A 16,943-nucleotide genomic window follows, 5' to 3' on the forward strand; every position below is an offset into this window, starting at 1 on the left:
GTTAGTGCTTCACCCACACCAGCTGATCGACCCGGAAGCCCAGACCGCGTGCGGTGTTCAGGTAGTCCTGTTTTACCGCATCCGGAATGGTCGGGGTGCGCGATAAAATCCACAGGTAGTCACGGTTCGGGCCGCTGACCAGCGCGTACTGGTACTTATCGTCCAGCTTGATCACGTTATAGCCGCCGTAGAACGGGCCGAAGAACGATACCTTCAGCGCAGCCGTAGTCGGTTCGCCGGTAAAGTACGCCTTTCCTTCGCTCTCATTCCATTTGTTCTTCACCGGATCATAGCCGCGGTTCAGTACGCTGATACCGCCATCGCTGCGCTTGCCGTACGTCGCGGTGACCTGTTCCAGACCGCGCTCAAAGCGGTTTTCCAGTCGGGCGACTTCATACCATTTGCCGAGATAGCGGCTGGCATCAAAGCCGGTAATGGGCTGCACGCCTTTCGGCGGCGTGGGAGATTTACAGGCAACCAGAGTCAGCGCAATGGCGACACCGGTAACTACAGGCCATAGCCTCATGAGAACTCCTTTCATTTACGCGGTTGGACGTTAAGTGTAGCGCACCCGTGCGGCGCTTCATCCCGTCGGGGAATATTCGTAGTATATTGAGACAACTCCTTCTCTTCGGATGCAGACATGGCTTACTCCATCGGCGAATTCGCCAGACTCAGCGGCATCACCGCCACCACGCTGCGGGCGTGGCAGCGACGCTATGGCTTGCTCAAACCCGAGCGTACGGACGGCGGTCACCGCCTGTACAGCGATGAGGACGTTCAGCAGGCGCTGAAAATCCTCGACTGGGTAAAAAAAGGCGTACCCATCGGTCAGGTTAAATCACTGCTGGAACGCCCTGCGCCGCGCCGCGCCAATAACTGGCAAACCCTGCAACAGGCCATGATGCAAAAGTTGCAGGAGGGGAAAATTGAATCCCTGCGTCAGATGATTTACGACGCCGGACGCGAATACCCAAGGCCAGAGCTGGTCACTAACGTGCTGCGTCCGTTGCGCAGCCAGATATCGGCCAACGTCGCCGCCGCCATGACGCTGCGTGAGATCCTCGACGGCATCCTCATCGCCTATACCTCGTTTTGCCTTGAGGGCGATAAAAAAGCGCCGGGCGATAACGTTCTCATCAGCGGCTGGTACCTCAACGACCCGTGTGAAATCTGGCTTGAAGCCCTGACGCGCACCGGCCAGGGCCACCGCATCGACATCCTGCCGGTTCCCCCTGCCGCGCTGGCCCCGGAAATTTTCCCGGATCGCAAATGGCTGCTGGTCACCAGCGGCAAACTCACCGCCGCGCGGAAAAAGCAGGTTGCGCAGTGGCAGCAGCAGGTTTCCCTTGAGGTAATTATCCTCTGATTATTTTCTGCTGTGGCAATCTTCACGAAAAGTTGAATATTTTTTCGCGCAGCGAGTGCTAACGTTTTCCTGTCACCGACAACTCAACAGGAAAACACGATGAAAAAGACACTCCCTCTGATGATGCTGGCTGCCATGGCTTTCGCGCCTGCCGCATTCAGCGCCCCGGCAGGCACCCTGAGCGTCCACGTTCTGGACCAGCAAACCGGTATGCCGCCAGCAGATGTGACCGTTACGCTGGAGAAGCAGGAGCAGGACAAGTGGACCCCGATTGCCAGCGGTAAAACCGACCACGACGGGCGCATTAAATCGCTTTATCCGCAGGATCAGGATATGGCACCTGGCGTGTATAAAGTGACCTTCAAAACCGCCGATTACTTCCACGGCAAAAAGCTGGACTCCTTCTTCCCGGAAGTGCCGGTGCTGTTCACCGTCACCCGCACCAATGAAAAACTGCACATCCCGCTTCTGCTCAGCCAGTACGGTTACTCAACCTACAAGGGCAGCTGATTGCTCTTGATTTTAAAGACGATTAAAAAATAATCCCGCCAATACTTGGACAAACTCGCATTGTTGTGTAACTTTTAGATATGAGATCGGGAGGTGCACACCATGACAACAAAACCTGTGCTGGGTATTAGCGGATGTTTGACCGGTTCCGCCGTTCGCTTTGACGGCGGGCATAAGCGTATGGGCTTTGTGATGGATGAGCTGGCGCAGTGGGTCGCTTTCCGCCCGGTATGCCCTGAAATGGCTATCGGCCTGCCCACGCCTCGTCCGGCGCTGCGCCTGGTGATGACCACCGGCGGCGAGACAGAAATGCGGTTCAGCAAAGCGCCCCACGATGACGTCACGCAGAAGATGGCCGCATTTACGGCAGATTATCTGCCGAAAATCGGCGATCTGTCGGGGTTTATCGTCTGTGCAAAATCCCCCAGCTGCGGCATGGAGCGCGTGCGGCTGTACGACGAAAACGGCAACCGGGGCCGCAAGGAGGGTGTCGGGCTGTTCACCGCCGCCCTCCTTGAAACTTTCCCCTGGCTGCCCGTCGAAGAAGACGGTCGCCTGCACGATCCGGTACTGCGGGAAAACTTTGTTGAGCGCGTTTTTGCCCTCCACGAACTGAACGTAATGCGTAAAAATGGCCTGACGCGCCGTGCTCTGCTGGACTTTCACAGCCGCTATAAGCTTCAGCTTCTGGCGCACCATCAGGCAGGCTACCGTGAAATTGGCCCGTTCGTGGCATCACTGCACGAGTGGGACGATCTGGACGCGTTTTTCGTGGCCTATCGCGACAAACTGATGACCATCCTGAAAAAACCTGCTTCGCGGAAGAATCACACTAACGTGCTGATGCACATTCAGGGCTATTTCCGTAACCAGCTGAACAGCCGCCAGCGCGGAGAACTGCGTGATGTGATCCTGCATTACCGGGACGGACTGCTGCCGATCCTCGCGCCGCTGACGCTGCTTAAGCATTATCTGGCTGAATACCCTGACCGGTATCTGATGACGCAAAACTACTTTGATCCCTATCCTGATGATTTGGGTCTGCGTCTGGCCGTTACCTGATAAGAAAGAAGCGAAGGCCCCATTGACCCACAGAGGCCCAAAGCTGTACCCCGTTTAGACGACACCCTCACTGTCGTCTTTTTTTTTGCACCCAGCGTAAAATACTGTAATTCTGTACAGGTTAAGCGTGCACAGCGGAGTACCCCGATGATCAAAAATCTGCATATTCAAAACTACCGCTCAATTCGCGATATGTCGCTTGAGCTGGAACAACTCAATATCGTGTTCGGCCCCAACGGCACCGGAAAATCCAATATTTATAAAGCGATTTACCTGATGCACAGCGCGGCGCAGGGGCAATTCTCCCAGGCGCTGGCAAACGAGGGGGGCATTTTGAAAGTGTTCTGGGCGGGCAAAACCCGCAGCGACCAGCTGCGGCGCATGAACCTGGCGGTGGAAACGGAAACCTATGAATATGAGCTTCAGGTCGGGTTCGTGGAAAAGCTGCCCTACCCCTCACAGTTTCAGCTCGATCCGGTGATCAAAGAGGAATCTATCTGGCTGAGCGGCCAGCACCGTCGTCCGTCGTCACAGCTGATGAAGCGTAAGAACCAGGCCGTATTCCTGAACAACGTACATCACGAAAAAGTGACCCACAGCGGTACGCTGTATGAGAACGAGTCGGTGTTCGGGCAGCTCGGCGAACCGCACCTCTACCCCGAAGTGTCGCAGATGCGCGAGTCCCTGCGTAACTGGCGATTTTATCATGAGTTTTCCGTCTCATCCGGCTCGGCGATCCGCGCGCCGCAGGTGGGTTTCCGCTCCCCGGTGCTGGCCAGCGACGGCGCGAACCTGGCCGCCGCGTTTCAGACCATTGTCGAAATTGGCGACGAGCTGCTGCTGATGCGCATTCTCGACCAGGCCTTCCCCGGCTGCGTGTTTTACAGCGACAACACCGGCGGGCGCTTCCGCATGATGATGCAGCGCGAGGGGCTGAGCAGACCGCTGGAACCGGCAGAGTTCTCCGACGGCACGCTGCGTTTTTTATGCCTGGCGGTGGCGCTGTTAAGCCCGCGCCCTCCCGCATTTATCGCCCTCAACGAACCGGAAAACAGCCTGCATCCGCAGATGCTGCCCGCCCTGGCAAGCCTCATTGCCGAGGCCAGCCGCTATTCGCAGATCTGGCTCACCAGCCACTCGCCGGAGCTGGCGCATTTGATTGAGAAGCACCGATCGTTTTCGCTGTATCAGCTGTCGATGGCGGAGGGGGAGACACGGATGGAGCGGCTGGGGTAATGCACTTCTTTTATGCTGTCACCACTTTCAAGGTCGCCATCAACGACGAAGATGATTTCCGTCGGTATATACCTTCGGCGAATTCTGCGCTCGCGACAGATTATCCAATTTATTGTTGCCAGTTTCTGATGTCAGGATAATCTGTAAACGTTGGTTATCAGATGAGAAAATTAAAATGGATATTGTAATTTTCCCTGGTCAGAACGCCCGCGCATGGGCTGAAACAATGATAAATCTTGAAGCCCGCAAGCTCATCAATACTGCGAATATTGTCGGAGGGCAACATCTCAGCGACGGACTCGCACGGATTAAATTTATGGATGATATTCGGCAGTTTGTGATGCAACAATTTAGTGCTACCCGGGCAGCCAGAAGTGATGAGGAGTGCATGGAATGCCTGAAAAACATCCGGGCTGAGAACGAAAGTCTTCTTGAGCAAAGCAGAATGCTTCGCTCCCGTACAGCTCAGCTTTTTGCTCAGATTGAACTGGTTAAAGAAAATAACAAAGTCGTCGGTTACGTTATCTCATCGATTAAGGTTGTGCTTTCAGGGTTACAGATTGTTGCAGGTGTTGGTGCAATGATGACAATGAATCCAGTGGGTGCGCTTGCAGGAGCGATTCTGGTTATGGATGGTGCAAATGCCATTTCAAAAGAAATTAACAGAACGCTTCAACATCAACCAAACTCCGAAGGTATGCTGGCAGATGGCGTCATGGATATCGCTCAGTTTATGGGATTTAAACGTGAATCAGCACTTGGGGTATTCAATAGCGTAAGCCTGGCAGCAAGCGTCTATACGGTATTTGGCGCCATCCGGAAACCCGAATCATGGCGTCTGTTTCGTTATCTCCCGCTGGATTTCTACCGCAAAGTCGACGGAATGAATCGCGCAGCGCTCACTATGAAAATTGTCGGCTGGGGTGTCTCTGCAAAAGTCTCGTTTGATTTAATTTCTAATGCGTCTGGACAGAACTAATGTATTTCTTTCTGAAGCGCCAGGCTTTGTAGGTAATGATCGGGGGTTGAAAAAACCAGGCAATAATCAATACGATGAAAAGAGAAATGCCACCGGAAACAATATTATAATGTTCAGCGAAAAAAAGAAGCGCCAGGAAAATCAGGGCCACAGTCGCAGTAATACACAGAACCATGATAAATCGCTTACCTAACTCAAGCACTACCTCGAGCAGGGATGAACCATAACGGCTAATGTTTCGGTTCAGATACGCTAATTCTTTTACGGTGAAACCTGATCCAAGTAACTGCGTTTCAATATTGTTCATGCCACTACCTTTTCTTCTGGAAAGTAACGTGGATTATCTTAACCGGAAGAGAAGTGCTTGTAACCCGTCTGATGCATATCCATTGCCGCCAGCTTTAAAGGCAAAGAAGCCGCCCACGTCTTTTTATTCCATCGCGCCAGCATTATTTTTCGCTGCATACGGCTTAACGCGAAACGTCTTACGCCACTCCGCCGGACTGACACCAAAGCGCGCCTTAAACTGCTGCCGATACGTCACCGCTGATAAAAACCCCACCTGCTCAGCGACGCTTTCGATTGGCAGACTGCCGGACTCCAGCAGGATCTGGCTGCGCCGCAGGCGCTCGGCGGTAAGCCAGTCGGCAACGCTCATGCCCGTCGCCTTGATAAAATGGCGGGTCAGCGTGCGTCGGCTCATCGACACCACGTCCGCCAGCGAATCCAGGTTATGCGGCTCGGAAATGTGCTGCTGAAGGTAGTCAATGAGACAGTTAATCCGCCCGTCGCGGGTATCTTTCGGCACAGGTTGCGCAATAAACTGCGCCTGCCCGCCCTCGCGGTGCGGCGGGACGATCATCCGGCGGGCAATCTGATTGGCGACGACGCTGCCAAAGCGCTGGCGGATGATGTACAAACAGCAGTCGAGCGCGGCGGCGGTACCCGCCGAGGTGATCACATTGCCGTCATCCACGTAGAGGGCGTTGATGTCCAGTCGAACGTCCGGAAACAGCGTCTGAAACTGGTGTTCAAACTCCCAGTGGGTGGCGGCCCGTTTGCCGCTGAGTATGCCCGCATAGCCCAGTACAAACGATCCCAGACACAGCCCAACAATTTCCGCCCCGTTGTCTCTGGCCTGAACCAGGCTGTCGAGCAGCGTCTGAGGCGGGCGCTCCAGCACGTGCTGCCAGTAGGGTACAACCACAATTTCAGCCGATGCGATTGCAGAAAAATCCTGCGTCGCATGCAGGGCAAAACCGTCTTTCGAGGTCAGGAATCCCGGTTTTTCAGCGCAGATCGTAACGTTAAAGCGCTTTTCCCCGGATACCGTATCGCCAAACAGAATGCAGGGGACGGAGTAGTGGAACGGGCTAAACCCGTCCACCGCGACAATAGCAACGTTAACAAGCGGCATCTGTCTCTCCTTTCCCCTTTAACACTCAGAATATAACGGTTTCGCCGTCCTGAGGAATGCTCACCGCGTCACTTATCTCGTTGGCGTCAACATACTCGCGCAGCGCGCGGCGGGTCAGCAGGCAGTGGTTGATAGCTTCCATATGGGTCGCCACGATTTTCGCCTGCGGCAGCAGGAAATGCACGTTAAGCAGATCTTCTTCCCCCATGATAATCGGCCCAAACCCAATGACATGAGCGTAACCGGCGTTGAGCACGACGATATCCGGCTGGTGCTTTTGCAGATCGGCCGCCACCGCATCGCGCCAGATGGTATCCCCTGCGATATAAAGCGTCTTCTCATCGGGATGACGGAACACCACGCCGCAGGCTTCCCCCAGAAACTCTGCCAGCTCCGGCACGGCGTAAGCGCGGTCAGTACCGTGCTGGCCGCCGTGGGTTTTCACTATCCGGATATCGCCGTATGTTGTTTCCCCGGTCATGATCGTCAGGTTGGTAAATCCCTGGCTGCGCAGCAGCGCGGCATCGCTATCATTTTGCACGTAGATCGGCTTGCCTTTGGCGATCAGCTCAACGGCGTACTGATCCCAGTGATCGGCATGGGTATGGGTGACGATCACCGCGTCAGCATCCAGAAGCGTTTGAACGTCAACGGGAAGCTCGACCATCGGGTTGCGAATATCAGCCCGCGCCGTGCCGGGAAAACCCGGATAAGTGCCTTTTGGCGCCAGCATTGGGTCGATTAAAAAGCGTTTTCCCGCGTAAGTGATCAGTTGGGTGGCATTGCGAATTTGCGTAATGTTCATGGGCTATCCTCCGGTTGGTATGAGAAGGAGAATAGCCCCAGGGTGCCGTTAAGAATGTGGGCCAAAGGGCGATGATCGATGAAATCGGGTCAATCGATAAACCGCTTGCGCACCCTTTCCAGCGGGGCAATCAGCAGATTGATAAGCGGCTTACGATCGATAACGATATCGGCGTTCACCGTCATCCCGCCCATCAGCATGCGCTTTTTCTTGTCCGGGTCGGTAAACCAGGAGGGGACGCGCACTTTAGCCAGGTAGTAGTTCTGCCCTTCCTGGAGCGGGATCAGCGCCGAATGGGCATCAATGTTTACCTCATAGAAATCGGACAGCGTCGCCTCCACCGAACCGTATTTGTCCACGGGCCAGGAGTCGAAGCGCAGCTTAACCTTATCGCCTTTCGCCACGCGCCCCACCCCCGTTGCCGGAACATACAGGTACCCCTCCATCGTCGCCGCGGTATTTTTACGGATCACCACCACCACCTCGCTATTTTGCGTAATGGCCCGGCCAGGCGGGAAGTTAATCGCCACCACGTAACCATCGGAAGGGGCCAGCATCGCCATGGTGGAACTTCCCCGGCTGGACAGGTTGCGATCGATTTCGCTGATGCGGTTTTTCACATACAGCTGCTCTTCGCTCAGAGAGTCAATTTGCGACTGGGTGCTGTCGGTCAGGCTGGTTTTGCGTGCCTCAAGCTCAAGAATAGTGCTCTCCTCCAGCGTCAGGTTGAGCTGCGCATTGAGCACATCATTGTGGCTTTTATCGAGATCCACTCTGGAGACATAGCCCTTCCCGGAGACGGATTTCCACGCCTCGTAGGTGTCGGTGCTGTTTTTTAACAGCGCGCGCAGCTTCTTCACCTTATCGCGGGAAACGGCGATCTGCTTGTCGGTGAGAGCCAGCTGCTGCGCCAGATTTTTGCGATACGACGCAATCGAGTCCTCAATGGCCTGAATGCGCTGCTCGCTGCGCTTCTTCTCCGCTTCCATCTGCTGGCGGTCAAACTGCACCACCGAGCCCTGCTTGCCGCCATAGTCCTGCGACACGGTGAACAGCGGATCGTTTTCCTTCACGTACTGGCCGGGCCGGACGGCAAAATCAACAAGGGTTCCGGACTCTCTGGCGCGCACCTCCACATCGCCCTGCGCCGGGATCAGCACCCCGCGTGCCAGCGTGGTTTCCGAAAAATTAAAGACAATCGCAAAGACCAGCAGGCAGAGAAAAAAGGCGATGAACAAGGTCAGCACGGCTTTCAGCCGTGGCGCGTTGATGTGATAGCTTTTTGAGAAGTGATGCGGGATCAGCGCCCGCCGCTGTCCGCTTCGGTTTTTTAATTTCACGATATGTCATCCATGATAAATCACTGAAAGATCATCCCATGCACTCCAGAGCGTGGGGGTTTTGCGCAGCGCGTTCAGCGTGTCGGCGGCGGCCTGACGGTAATCCTCCGGCGCATACGCCTGACTCTCCAGCCCAAACTCCGCCGCGTGCAGCGAACAGATCGGCAGCAGCGTTCGGACGCTGTAGCCATAGCGCGATAAAAACCGCGTTGAGACGTCCGTTAACCACGCCTTTTGATCCCCTGCCTGGGTGGAGAACAGCGGCGCATCCGGCAGGCGTTCGTCCATCAGCAGCACCGTCACCAGGCGGTGAGGGGCGAAAAACGAGCTGGCGCGTCGGCCTTCGTGCGCGGCCATCAGCTTATGCAGCGCAGGGTGACGGGTAATAAACTGAAAGCGCACATCAGCTGGCGCGGTGGCGAGCAGCGCATCCACGATCAGACCAAAGCCCGCCCAGCGCATGCCCAGTAGCAGGGTGCGAGATGAACTGTAAAATGCCTGCTCCCGCGTCCACTGCGCCACGTACCCGTGCAGATCAAAACTAACGTTGCGCGCCCAAAGCGCGGGCGGGAAGATCTGCTCCACGAAGTTAAACCCGCTCAGCTCATGCGCATTCTGATGCAGAAAATCAGCCGGAACATCGGCCTCCGGGCAGCGCATAAACTGGCTGTAGTTTTGCGTGATCCGGTTTGCCAGCAGCGTGCGCCCGGCCTGGCGCGCGCAGAGTCGCGCATAGAGACGCGGCAAAAGCATCATTGCTCACTCTCCCGCAGGGTGCCGTTTTCCATGGTATAGAGACGCCCCTGACAGCCCACCACGTCCGGCGAGTGGGTGACAAACACCAGGCCAATCCCCAGGCTACGCAGGTTCGCCAGCACTTTCTGCGCGGTCGTTTTATCCAGATTCGCCGTCACTTCGTCACAGAGCAGAAGCTTAGGCTGGCTGTACAGGGCGCGCGCCAGAACCAGACGCTGCATCTCCCCGGCAGAGAAAAAGGTGTTCCCCGGCAGCATCTCCGTTTCGTAGCCGTGCGGCAGCCGGGCGACGACGTGATCCACCTCCGCCAGCCGACACGCGGCAATGACCTGCTCTTTATCCGGTGCGCTGTCAAAGCAGGCGATGTTGTCCAGAATCGAGCCGGTGAAGAGAATATCGTCCGCATGGACGATGCGGATGTGCTGACGCAGCGAGGAAAGATCGCACCCCTCAATGGGGATCTTATTGATCCGCAGCGTGCCAGACGATGCCAGCAGCATGCCGGAGATCAGACGCAGCAGCGTGGTTTTTCCCGACCCGCTCTGGCCCACAATCACCGCCTCTTCGCCCTGCTTCAGGGTCATGTTGATATGCTGTAGCGTGGCCTCCCGGCCAGGATAGGCAAATGAGACATCCTCAAATTGCAGACAGACCGGCGAGGTGACAATCCGCTTCCCAAACTGGCTGGTTTCAGAGGGAGCAAACAGCAGGTCGCCCACGCGATCCAGCGGCCCCTTGAGGGCATTTTTGTCCAGCAGCTTCTGCGCCACCTGCACCATGGCATCGGAAAAATAGCGCTTATAGCTGATATAGGCGTAAAGCATCCCGATGCTCATCTGCCCTTCCAGGATCAGCCACGCGCCAAAGCAGACCACCAGCAGCTGCTCGGCATTGATCACCAGCAGCGAAGCCACGTCAAAGCGGGCCAGTAGCCGCTCTTTACGCATCAGCCCGGCGATGTGTTCGCGCTGGGATTTGTCCATCACCGCATCCCGGGCCTGCTCCATGTTGTTCGCTTTGAGCGTTATGATCCCTTTCTGCGTCTCCACTAGCAGGGACTCATACTGGGCGGTGCGCTCGATGGAGTCATCCACCGCGCGTTGATAGGGGCCGATCAGCGAAAAGCGGATCAGGAAAAACACGCCCATCAGCAGCATTGTCAGCAGCGCAATTTTGACGTTATACAGCAGCATAAACAGCAGGCTGGTGACGGCGATCAGGCTGGAAAAGAGAATTTGCACGTAACCATTGCTGATGAACTCCGCGCAGGCGTGGAGCGATTTCTCAATAGCCAGCACGATGCCCGGCGGGCGCGAGCGGAACCAGCTGGTCTGGGTGCGCAGCATGTAGTGGCGCACGGACTGGCTTAAATCGTCATAGGCAATGTTACGCATCAGGATCTCAAGCAGCTGCTTGAGGAATTTACCGATGACTTCAAAGATAAAGACGATAGCGAAGATCGCGGTGAGCAGGATCACCAGATCGCTGTCGCTGCGGGAAATGGCCTCATCCATAATCAGCTGCACGTAGGTGGGGCTTGCCAGCATGGTGATGAGAGTAAAAATACAGAGCACAAACAGCAGCAGCTGGCGCTGGAACAGGCTCGGAGATTTATTGGCTAAACGGCCAAGCGTGAGCTTTTCATCCGGGGATTTCTTTTCGAAGCACGGCGTGGGCTTAAGCTCAAGCACATAGCCGGAAAAGAGTTTTTCCGCCTCTTTCAGACGGTAACGACGCACGCCGCTGGCCGGGTCGTGAACGGTCACGCTGCGGCTGTCGATCTTCACGATGACCACGAAATGGTTGCCGCGCCAGAAGGCGATGAGCGGCAGCTCAGACGTTTCTATTTCAGTGATTTCGCCTTTAAGCACCCGGCCAGACATATTTTTATCGCTGGCAAGGGTCATCAATTCCGCCATTGAGGTTCCCGCATCGGCGGAAACGGAAATCTCCCGGCGCAGCTGGCTGACGGAGACATGGTGGTCGTAGTGCCCCAACACCATCGCCAGGCAGGCCAGTCCACATTCGGTAAATTCATGCTGGCGAATAACAGGGGTCTTACCCTGTTTTTTATACTGAAAGAGCGAAAACATAATGATCCGTGGCTGAAATAAAAAAATGGCCCGGCAATGCGGGCCATGCGTACAACGTGCTTCTCGCTTAGGCGCTGAAGAAACCGCCGATGAAGCCGCCCACCAGGCCGAATACGCCGCCGATGGTGCCGCCCAGCGCGCCTAACATCTGGCTGCCCGCGTTATAGCCCGCGCTTGCGCCCTGAATAGCGGCAGCAAACGGATCCCAACCACCGATGATGGCCTGTGCTTTTTTGAAATCGATAACTTGCATGATACTTTTCCTGTTAACGTGAATTAGTTGTAGCTACCAACCAGCGCGCCCAGGAAGCCCATTGCGCCACCCAGAACTCCGCCAACCACACCGCCAACCATGCCCATGATGCTGGCGCCGGTGTCGTAACCCAGCTGTGCACCTTTAACCAGACCAGCGAACGGGTTTAACGCGCCGCCAATAATGTCTTTCGCTTCTACGAATGAAATCGCTTTCATTTTTATCTCCTGTAGTGATGGATCTTTAGCATGATGCTAAAGGCTAATTTCCTTTTATGAAGGAAAGCGGTTGCTACGGGCAGGTGGTCAGCGGAATGATTTTATTGCCATAAATAATCATCCGCCTTGCAGCCTGCCCGGCATTATCTATTTCCAGCCGTTGCCCCGGTGGAATATATTTTGAATTGTTGTATTGCGTACTGCACCCGACCGAGGAAACATATTTAAAATAGGTATTCCCGGTATTACTCACCACCCCGTTGCTAAACGCATAATCAAAATGTCGTGTCCATGGGCGGACAATCAAAATAGCCTCAAGCGAGACCACCACATCCGACTGGATGCGCTGGCCTTTGCGCGTGATCACCTTTGCCTGGAGCGGCGTCTCGGTGAATTTTACGCGATAGTATCGCTCTTTGTTGTCATGCGGGCCGGTATAATAAAATTTAAAACCCGCGCGTTCACCGCTCCCCAGCGTTAATTGCTTAGGCGAATACATGACTTCGCCGTCTTTTATTTCGGTTTCTTTTCCCTTCTCTTTAGGAACGTCTACCTGAATAAGCGACACGGTATAATTCTGACGCTCGCTGGTATCGTTTTTTATCGGCTGAAAAACAACTTCTCTTTCGGGAAGAAAATCAATATTCAGACTTTCGATAATTAAAGCATTTGCCCCTGTGGAAATGAAGCAATTTATTGCAAAAATAGCCAGGAATTTTCCAGTCATGGTTGATTAATTCCAGGATGCGCTAACATCTATTCTTCCCTGCGCGGTCACTTCACCAAACCAGCTATTTCCGTCATAGGTGGTTTTCGATACCGGATTATCCATAACGAACTGGAGGATCAGCGGTGTTTTCCAGAGCCACATATCGGTCACGCCGGAACTCATTTTGTCCCACTCTTCCGCATGGGTGGCCGGCGCCGGGATCGACAGTACTTCGCCTTTACAGTTGTGCGCCATCAGCGTCTGGCTTTTCCCCACCAGCATGTTGCCCGGAATGGGAACCGTAAAGCCGTTGCCGCTAAAGGCGCAGTAGTCCACCCCATTCAGGCTTTGGGTAGGCCCGGTGACTTTTACCGTGACCGCAATCGCCGCATCTTTTTGCGCCCCGCTGTAGGTGATGGTGTAGGGGATCTCAATGGGCGCTTCGCCGATAATGCCTTTCCCTGAGCCGCCCAGACCGTCAGGATCGAGGGTGTAATCCGGGTTGTCTGGCACAATTTCCAGCCCGGGTTCGATCGGGTTAATCACCAGGCCGCCCCCCGGCTGGAAGCAGAAATCCGCCGCCAGCGAGCTGTTGCCGGGCGTCAGACACAGGCTGACGATATTGCCAATGTTGCTGCCGTCCCCCGCCTGCGCCACGCTCAGAATTAACGCTTTCGGCAAAAAGATTTTAAGGTACGCTTTGCCGCCGTTTTTCTGCGGCGCTGCAAGGAAGGTGTTCGCCAGGACACGCGTATCGCTCAGGATACCGCCGGAGATACTGTACCAGGTGTTTTCATCGAAGGTCAGCTCGGCGGCAAGCCCGGTGCCGCCGCTCATGTGCGATTGCAGCACGCTGTTGACGCGGGAAGAGGTGAGCGCCAGCCCTCCGTTGTAACCGGAGATATCTTCCCCAACAAACGTGTATTCGAGCAGGTCGCACAGGACGCCAGAGACCGTATTACGGGTGTACTTGGTGCAGGTGGCCCCCGTTGATCCATCGACAATCGTCACCTCGCCGCTGATCGGGTCAATACCCAGGTTAAGCGCTCTGGAGTTGGTCATGGTCAGCGTGCCCACCTTGTGAAGCGTATTGGTGGTGGTCACTTTGTTGATGGAGCTGATTTGCGGCGTGGAGGTGATGGTCACTTCATCCCCTGGCGCGGCGTTGAGCAAATAGTTAAAGAACGGATCGCCCAGTACCCAGCGCCCGTATGACGTGCCGGGCTCCATCACCGGCGGCTTAACCACCATCGACGTGTCGGTATAGCTGGTCGTCGGGGTGTACCCCGTGTTGCCGCAGGACGAGGAACACGCCGTCCCTTTAAAGAACGGAGAAGCGCTGGAACCGGTCACCGAAAAGTCGATAGTTAACGCGCTGCCTGCCGGGCCGTTGAAGCTGTTGTCCGGGATGTAAGTGGCGATACCGTTATTCGTTTTCGCACTCAGGGTCGGCCACTCGCGCGAACCGTGTAAAAACGCGGTCGACGTGCTGTTCAGACTAAACAGCCCCGCGCTGTTTCCCGTACCGTTATTGTCCGGGTTATTAATGGCGAAATAGGGCAGCTCCTGCGCCTGGGCCGCCGCGCTCATCAGCAGTAAATTAAGAGCGAATATCTTTTTCATCGTCACGTTCCTGCGTTCCTTTTGCTTCCTGCCAGACGAAATCGCCTTTGTCGCAGGAGATGTCCCCAAGCCACAGCGCACCGCGGTTAGACTCGATGTCCAGGCGCACTTCGCAGACGCTGTCGTCCGGCGTGGCGATACTCAGGACAGGGTTGTTCTTATCAACGTCGATCACGAAGCGTCCGTCGTTTTCCGTCCGGGTCAGCCCGACGTGGTTTTTGATCTGCATGGCGCCAATCGGGGCCCCGTTTGCATCCACAAGACGACCAAACAGAGTGACGATTTTCTTCACCTGCGGCTTCATCACCACGGTATTGCCCGGATAAACCGTGATATGGCGACGCGCATTCGCGCCAATCTCATAGCTTTCCGTACCGGTTTCACTGTTCATCACTTCCAGGTCATAAGCCTGGTATGCCGGCAGCGACAGCCAGGTCTTATCCCCTTTGATGCGTTCTGCCCGGCCGTTAAGCTTCAGGGTCAGCGCTTCATCAGATTTGAGACCGGTACTGACAATCACCCCTGCGCTTTCGGTGCCTTTCCCGGCGGCGATGGCCTCTTTGGACCAGCCCACGCTGCCGTCACTGGTCAGCGTGGAGTTCCAGCCTTTACTCATGCCGCTCTGGACGCTGAGGATGTTGCTGTTCCACGGCGTGTCGAAGTTCACGCTGCCGCCGCCGCTTACGCTGCGATCCTGGCGGCTGTTAAAGGCTTTCGAGACGTTGGCGGTAGCCGATTTCAGGTAATCGCCTTCAAACTGGCGGCTGGCGCTGACGTTCAGCGCCGTGCCGGTATCGCGATTGTGGGAAACGCCAACCGACACGGTATTGCCGAGCGGTATAGCTAAATCGAGCATCACGTAACGATCTTTCTCTTCGTAATACCCGTCGTATTTGTTGCGCGACATTCCCACCCGCAGGCGCGCCGTACCGTAGCGACCGGCGTATAACCCCTGGGAGTAGTCCAGCTGATAGCGTTTATAGCGATAGAGGTCGTCCTCCTGGCGCATCAGGCTCAGGTTGCCCGCCGAGGGCAGACCGAACGACGGCAGGCTAAAGGAGGCGCCCCAGGTATTGCCCTTGCTCTCATAGATATCGAGGAACTTGCCACTGGAGAGCTGTTCATGGGAGTACCACACCGAGCCGATCTGCCACGGCAGGCTGAGATTCGCCCCATAGTTGGCGCGATAGGTTCCGTCGGAGGCGGCCATGGTCTGGGTATTCACCGAGAAATAGCCCGTCAGGTTCAGGGAGGCCCACAGCTCGCTGACGATGTGTTCCCGCATCATGTAGGTGGAGGCGTTCCAGTCGACCATCCCGCTGCGCTTGCTGAACGAGGCTCCCACCAGCGACATGGTGTCTTTATGTTTGGTGTCGTAATCGTAGTAGTAGGTGTTGTCCTGCTCGTTTTTGCGTTTCGCGTATTTTTTATAATTGACGACGGATTTATCGCGGCTATACATCCCGCCCCACATCTGCCAGCGCAGCGTTTCCGACACGTTGCTGGAGAACGGCTTATTTACGGTGTACATGCTACGCGACACGGTGCGGCTTCCGCTCACCACCTCAACTTCGATGCTGTAGATCCCGTAGGGCAGGCTGCTGGTGTCAATTTCATGGTTGCCGACGTCAAAGCGCTGAATGCCGATAAGCTGCCCGTCACGACGAATACGGGCCTCGCCCGCCGTGGGGAAATAGACCACCACCGGCGTCAGAGAGAGCGTGTTATCGCGTTTGCGGGAGTTGGCCTGGTTGCCCATGGAAACGCCGTAGACTTCACCGCCGGAAATCCCGCTGACGCTCGCCAGAGACTGCATCGCCCAGCCGTTCAGCATGCCTGCGGCGTAGCGCATCCCCTGATAGTCGCGCTCCCACATAACCGCATTCATCTGGGTATCGCTGCTGCTCTCGTTGACGTAGCCAGAGCCGTCGATCAGCACATGATCGACGCCCATTGAGATCCAGTTTCTCGCGTTCAGATAGCCCGACGACCAGCTGTCACCGTAGCCGCTCTCGGTGTGATACGCCCCGAGGTTGTAGGAGAACGTGCCGCTCAGGTCGTCAGACTCCGGCGCATCAATGTCCACCTCACGCGGGCGAATATTCACCCCGTAGTCGCTCTGCGACAGATTCAGCAACAGGCGCATTTTTTTCTGATCCAGCTCGAACGCGGACCCCGTACTTACCGGAATGCGCATCTGGTCATCAAACTGCTTATCGTTAATGCTCTGCAATAACGTTCTCATCTCTTTTGACAGACGAATGCCGTTATCAGACTCCTGGACCTGAACGTCCCTCAGCCCCAGCTTCAGATCTTTTGCAAAGAGCGTCACGTCACCGATACGAACATATTCGCTCGCCGTACCTTCGTGGTTCCCTTGTTGTGCTGAGTGTGGACGCGTATTCACCAGATAGACGGGAATTTTGATCCCCTGCTCCAGCAGTGCATAAAGCGAGTCGGGAAAACGGTAATTAGCGATAACCACGGAGCTTGAGGCTGCATGCGCAAGCGCGGGCAGCGTGCCGGATGCGCAAGCCATCATCACCGGCAACACTAATTTATTTTTCACCATG

General features: G+C 55.6%; 17 protein-coding genes. 5 read left to right on the forward strand and 12 right to left on the reverse strand.

The window, feature by feature from the left end:
- Window position 1: 1 nt before the first annotated feature.
- Window positions 2-526 (reverse strand): lipocalin family protein, encoded by a 525-nt coding sequence (locus CU081_RS03190; RefSeq protein ID WP_003860954.1) that lies wholly within the window; start codon window positions 524-526, stop codon window positions 2-4.
- 117 nt (window positions 527-643) lie between these two features.
- Here CU081_RS03190 and CU081_RS03195 point away from each other — a divergent pair, with 117 nt between their 5' ends.
- The 5 genes from CU081_RS03195 to CU081_RS03215 all read left to right on the forward strand — a co-directional run bounded on the left by CU081_RS03195 (window position 644) and on the right by CU081_RS03215 (window position 5,156).
- Complete coding sequence (locus CU081_RS03195; protein ID WP_022650127.1) at window positions 644-1,369, forward strand: MerR family transcriptional regulator; 726 nt, start codon at window positions 644-646, stop codon at window positions 1,367-1,369.
- A gap of 99 nt (window positions 1,370-1,468) precedes the next feature.
- On the forward strand, window positions 1,469-1,879 hold the full coding sequence (gene uraH, locus CU081_RS03200; RefSeq protein ID WP_022650126.1) for a hydroxyisourate hydrolase: 411 nt from the start codon (window positions 1,469-1,471) through the stop codon (window positions 1,877-1,879).
- 102 nt (window positions 1,880-1,981) lie between these two features.
- A complete protein-coding gene (locus tag CU081_RS03205; RefSeq protein WP_022650125.1) occupies window positions 1,982-2,941 on the forward strand; it encodes a YbgA family protein in 960 nt (319 codons plus the stop codon).
- A gap of 147 nt (window positions 2,942-3,088) precedes the next feature.
- Window positions 3,089-4,177, forward strand: coding sequence for an AAA family ATPase (locus CU081_RS03210; protein WP_006812462.1), 1,089 nt, complete (start codon window positions 3,089-3,091; stop codon window positions 4,175-4,177).
- Between the two features lie 175 nt (window positions 4,178-4,352).
- Window positions 4,353-5,156, forward strand: a complete 804-nt coding sequence (locus CU081_RS03215; protein ID WP_039268673.1) for a DUF4225 domain-containing protein — start codon at window positions 4,353-4,355, stop codon at window positions 5,154-5,156.
- Here the strand turns inward: CU081_RS03215 and CU081_RS03220 are convergent.
- The 11 genes from CU081_RS03220 to CU081_RS03270 form a co-directional block, all read right to left on the reverse strand.
- Entirely contained in the window at window positions 5,134-5,463 is a 330-nt protein-coding gene (locus CU081_RS03220; RefSeq protein WP_022650123.1) for a hypothetical protein, read from the reverse strand. The two genes, CU081_RS03215 and CU081_RS03220, sit on opposite strands and share 23 nt — an antisense overlap.
- Window positions 5,464-5,586: 123 nt before the next feature.
- Window positions 5,587-6,573: a GlxA family transcriptional regulator gene (locus CU081_RS03225; protein WP_022650122.1), complete on the reverse strand. Its 987-nt coding sequence runs from the start codon at window positions 6,571-6,573 to the stop codon at window positions 5,587-5,589.
- A 25-nt stretch (window positions 6,574-6,598) separates the two neighbouring features.
- Window positions 6,599-7,378 carry an MBL fold metallo-hydrolase gene (locus tag CU081_RS03230; RefSeq protein WP_022650121.1) on the reverse strand — a complete coding sequence of 260 codons (780 nt, stop codon included), beginning with the start codon at window positions 7,376-7,378 and terminating at the stop codon, window positions 6,599-6,601.
- 89 nt (window positions 7,379-7,467) lie between these two features.
- On the reverse strand, window positions 7,468-8,718 hold the full coding sequence (locus CU081_RS03235; protein ID WP_022650120.1) for an HlyD family secretion protein: 1,251 nt from the start codon (window positions 8,716-8,718) through the stop codon (window positions 7,468-7,470).
- Between the two features lie 6 nt (window positions 8,719-8,724).
- Window positions 8,725-9,474: a hypothetical protein gene (locus CU081_RS03240; protein ID WP_003860969.1), complete on the reverse strand. Its 750-nt coding sequence runs from the start codon at window positions 9,472-9,474 to the stop codon at window positions 8,725-8,727.
- The gene (locus CU081_RS03245; protein ID WP_003860971.1) at window positions 9,471-11,567 is read right to left on the reverse strand and encodes a peptidase domain-containing ABC transporter; all 2,097 of its coding nucleotides are present in this window, start codon (window positions 11,565-11,567) and stop codon (window positions 9,471-9,473) included. Before CU081_RS03245 ends, CU081_RS03240 begins: the two co-directional genes overlap by 4 nt.
- Window positions 11,568-11,634: 67 nt before the next feature.
- Window positions 11,635-11,820: a hypothetical protein gene (locus CU081_RS03250; RefSeq protein ID WP_001196016.1), complete on the reverse strand. Its 186-nt coding sequence runs from the start codon at window positions 11,818-11,820 to the stop codon at window positions 11,635-11,637.
- A gap of 23 nt (window positions 11,821-11,843) precedes the next feature.
- Entirely contained in the window at window positions 11,844-12,038 is a 195-nt protein-coding gene (locus CU081_RS03255; RefSeq protein ID WP_022646586.1) for a hypothetical protein, read from the reverse strand.
- 73 nt (window positions 12,039-12,111) lie between these two features.
- Window positions 12,112-12,765 (reverse strand): hypothetical protein, encoded by a 654-nt coding sequence (locus tag CU081_RS03260; protein WP_006812468.1) that lies wholly within the window; start codon window positions 12,763-12,765, stop codon window positions 12,112-12,114.
- Window positions 12,766-12,771: 6 nt separating this feature from the next.
- Window positions 12,772-14,370 carry a hypothetical protein gene (locus tag CU081_RS03265; RefSeq protein ID WP_022650119.1) on the reverse strand — a complete coding sequence of 533 codons (1,599 nt, stop codon included), beginning with the start codon at window positions 14,368-14,370 and terminating at the stop codon, window positions 12,772-12,774.
- Window positions 14,348-16,942, reverse strand: coding sequence for a CS1-pili formation C-terminal domain-containing protein (locus CU081_RS03270; RefSeq protein ID WP_032645952.1), 2,595 nt, complete (start codon window positions 16,940-16,942; stop codon window positions 14,348-14,350). The genes CU081_RS03265 and CU081_RS03270 overlap by 23 nt, the downstream gene beginning before the upstream one ends.
- Window position 16,943: the final 1 nt, after the last annotated feature.

Source organism: Enterobacter sp. CRENT-193, from assembly GCF_002787395.1.
In the GTDB taxonomy this organism is placed as follows: Bacteria; Pseudomonadota; Gammaproteobacteria; order Enterobacterales; family Enterobacteriaceae; genus Enterobacter; species Enterobacter hormaechei_C.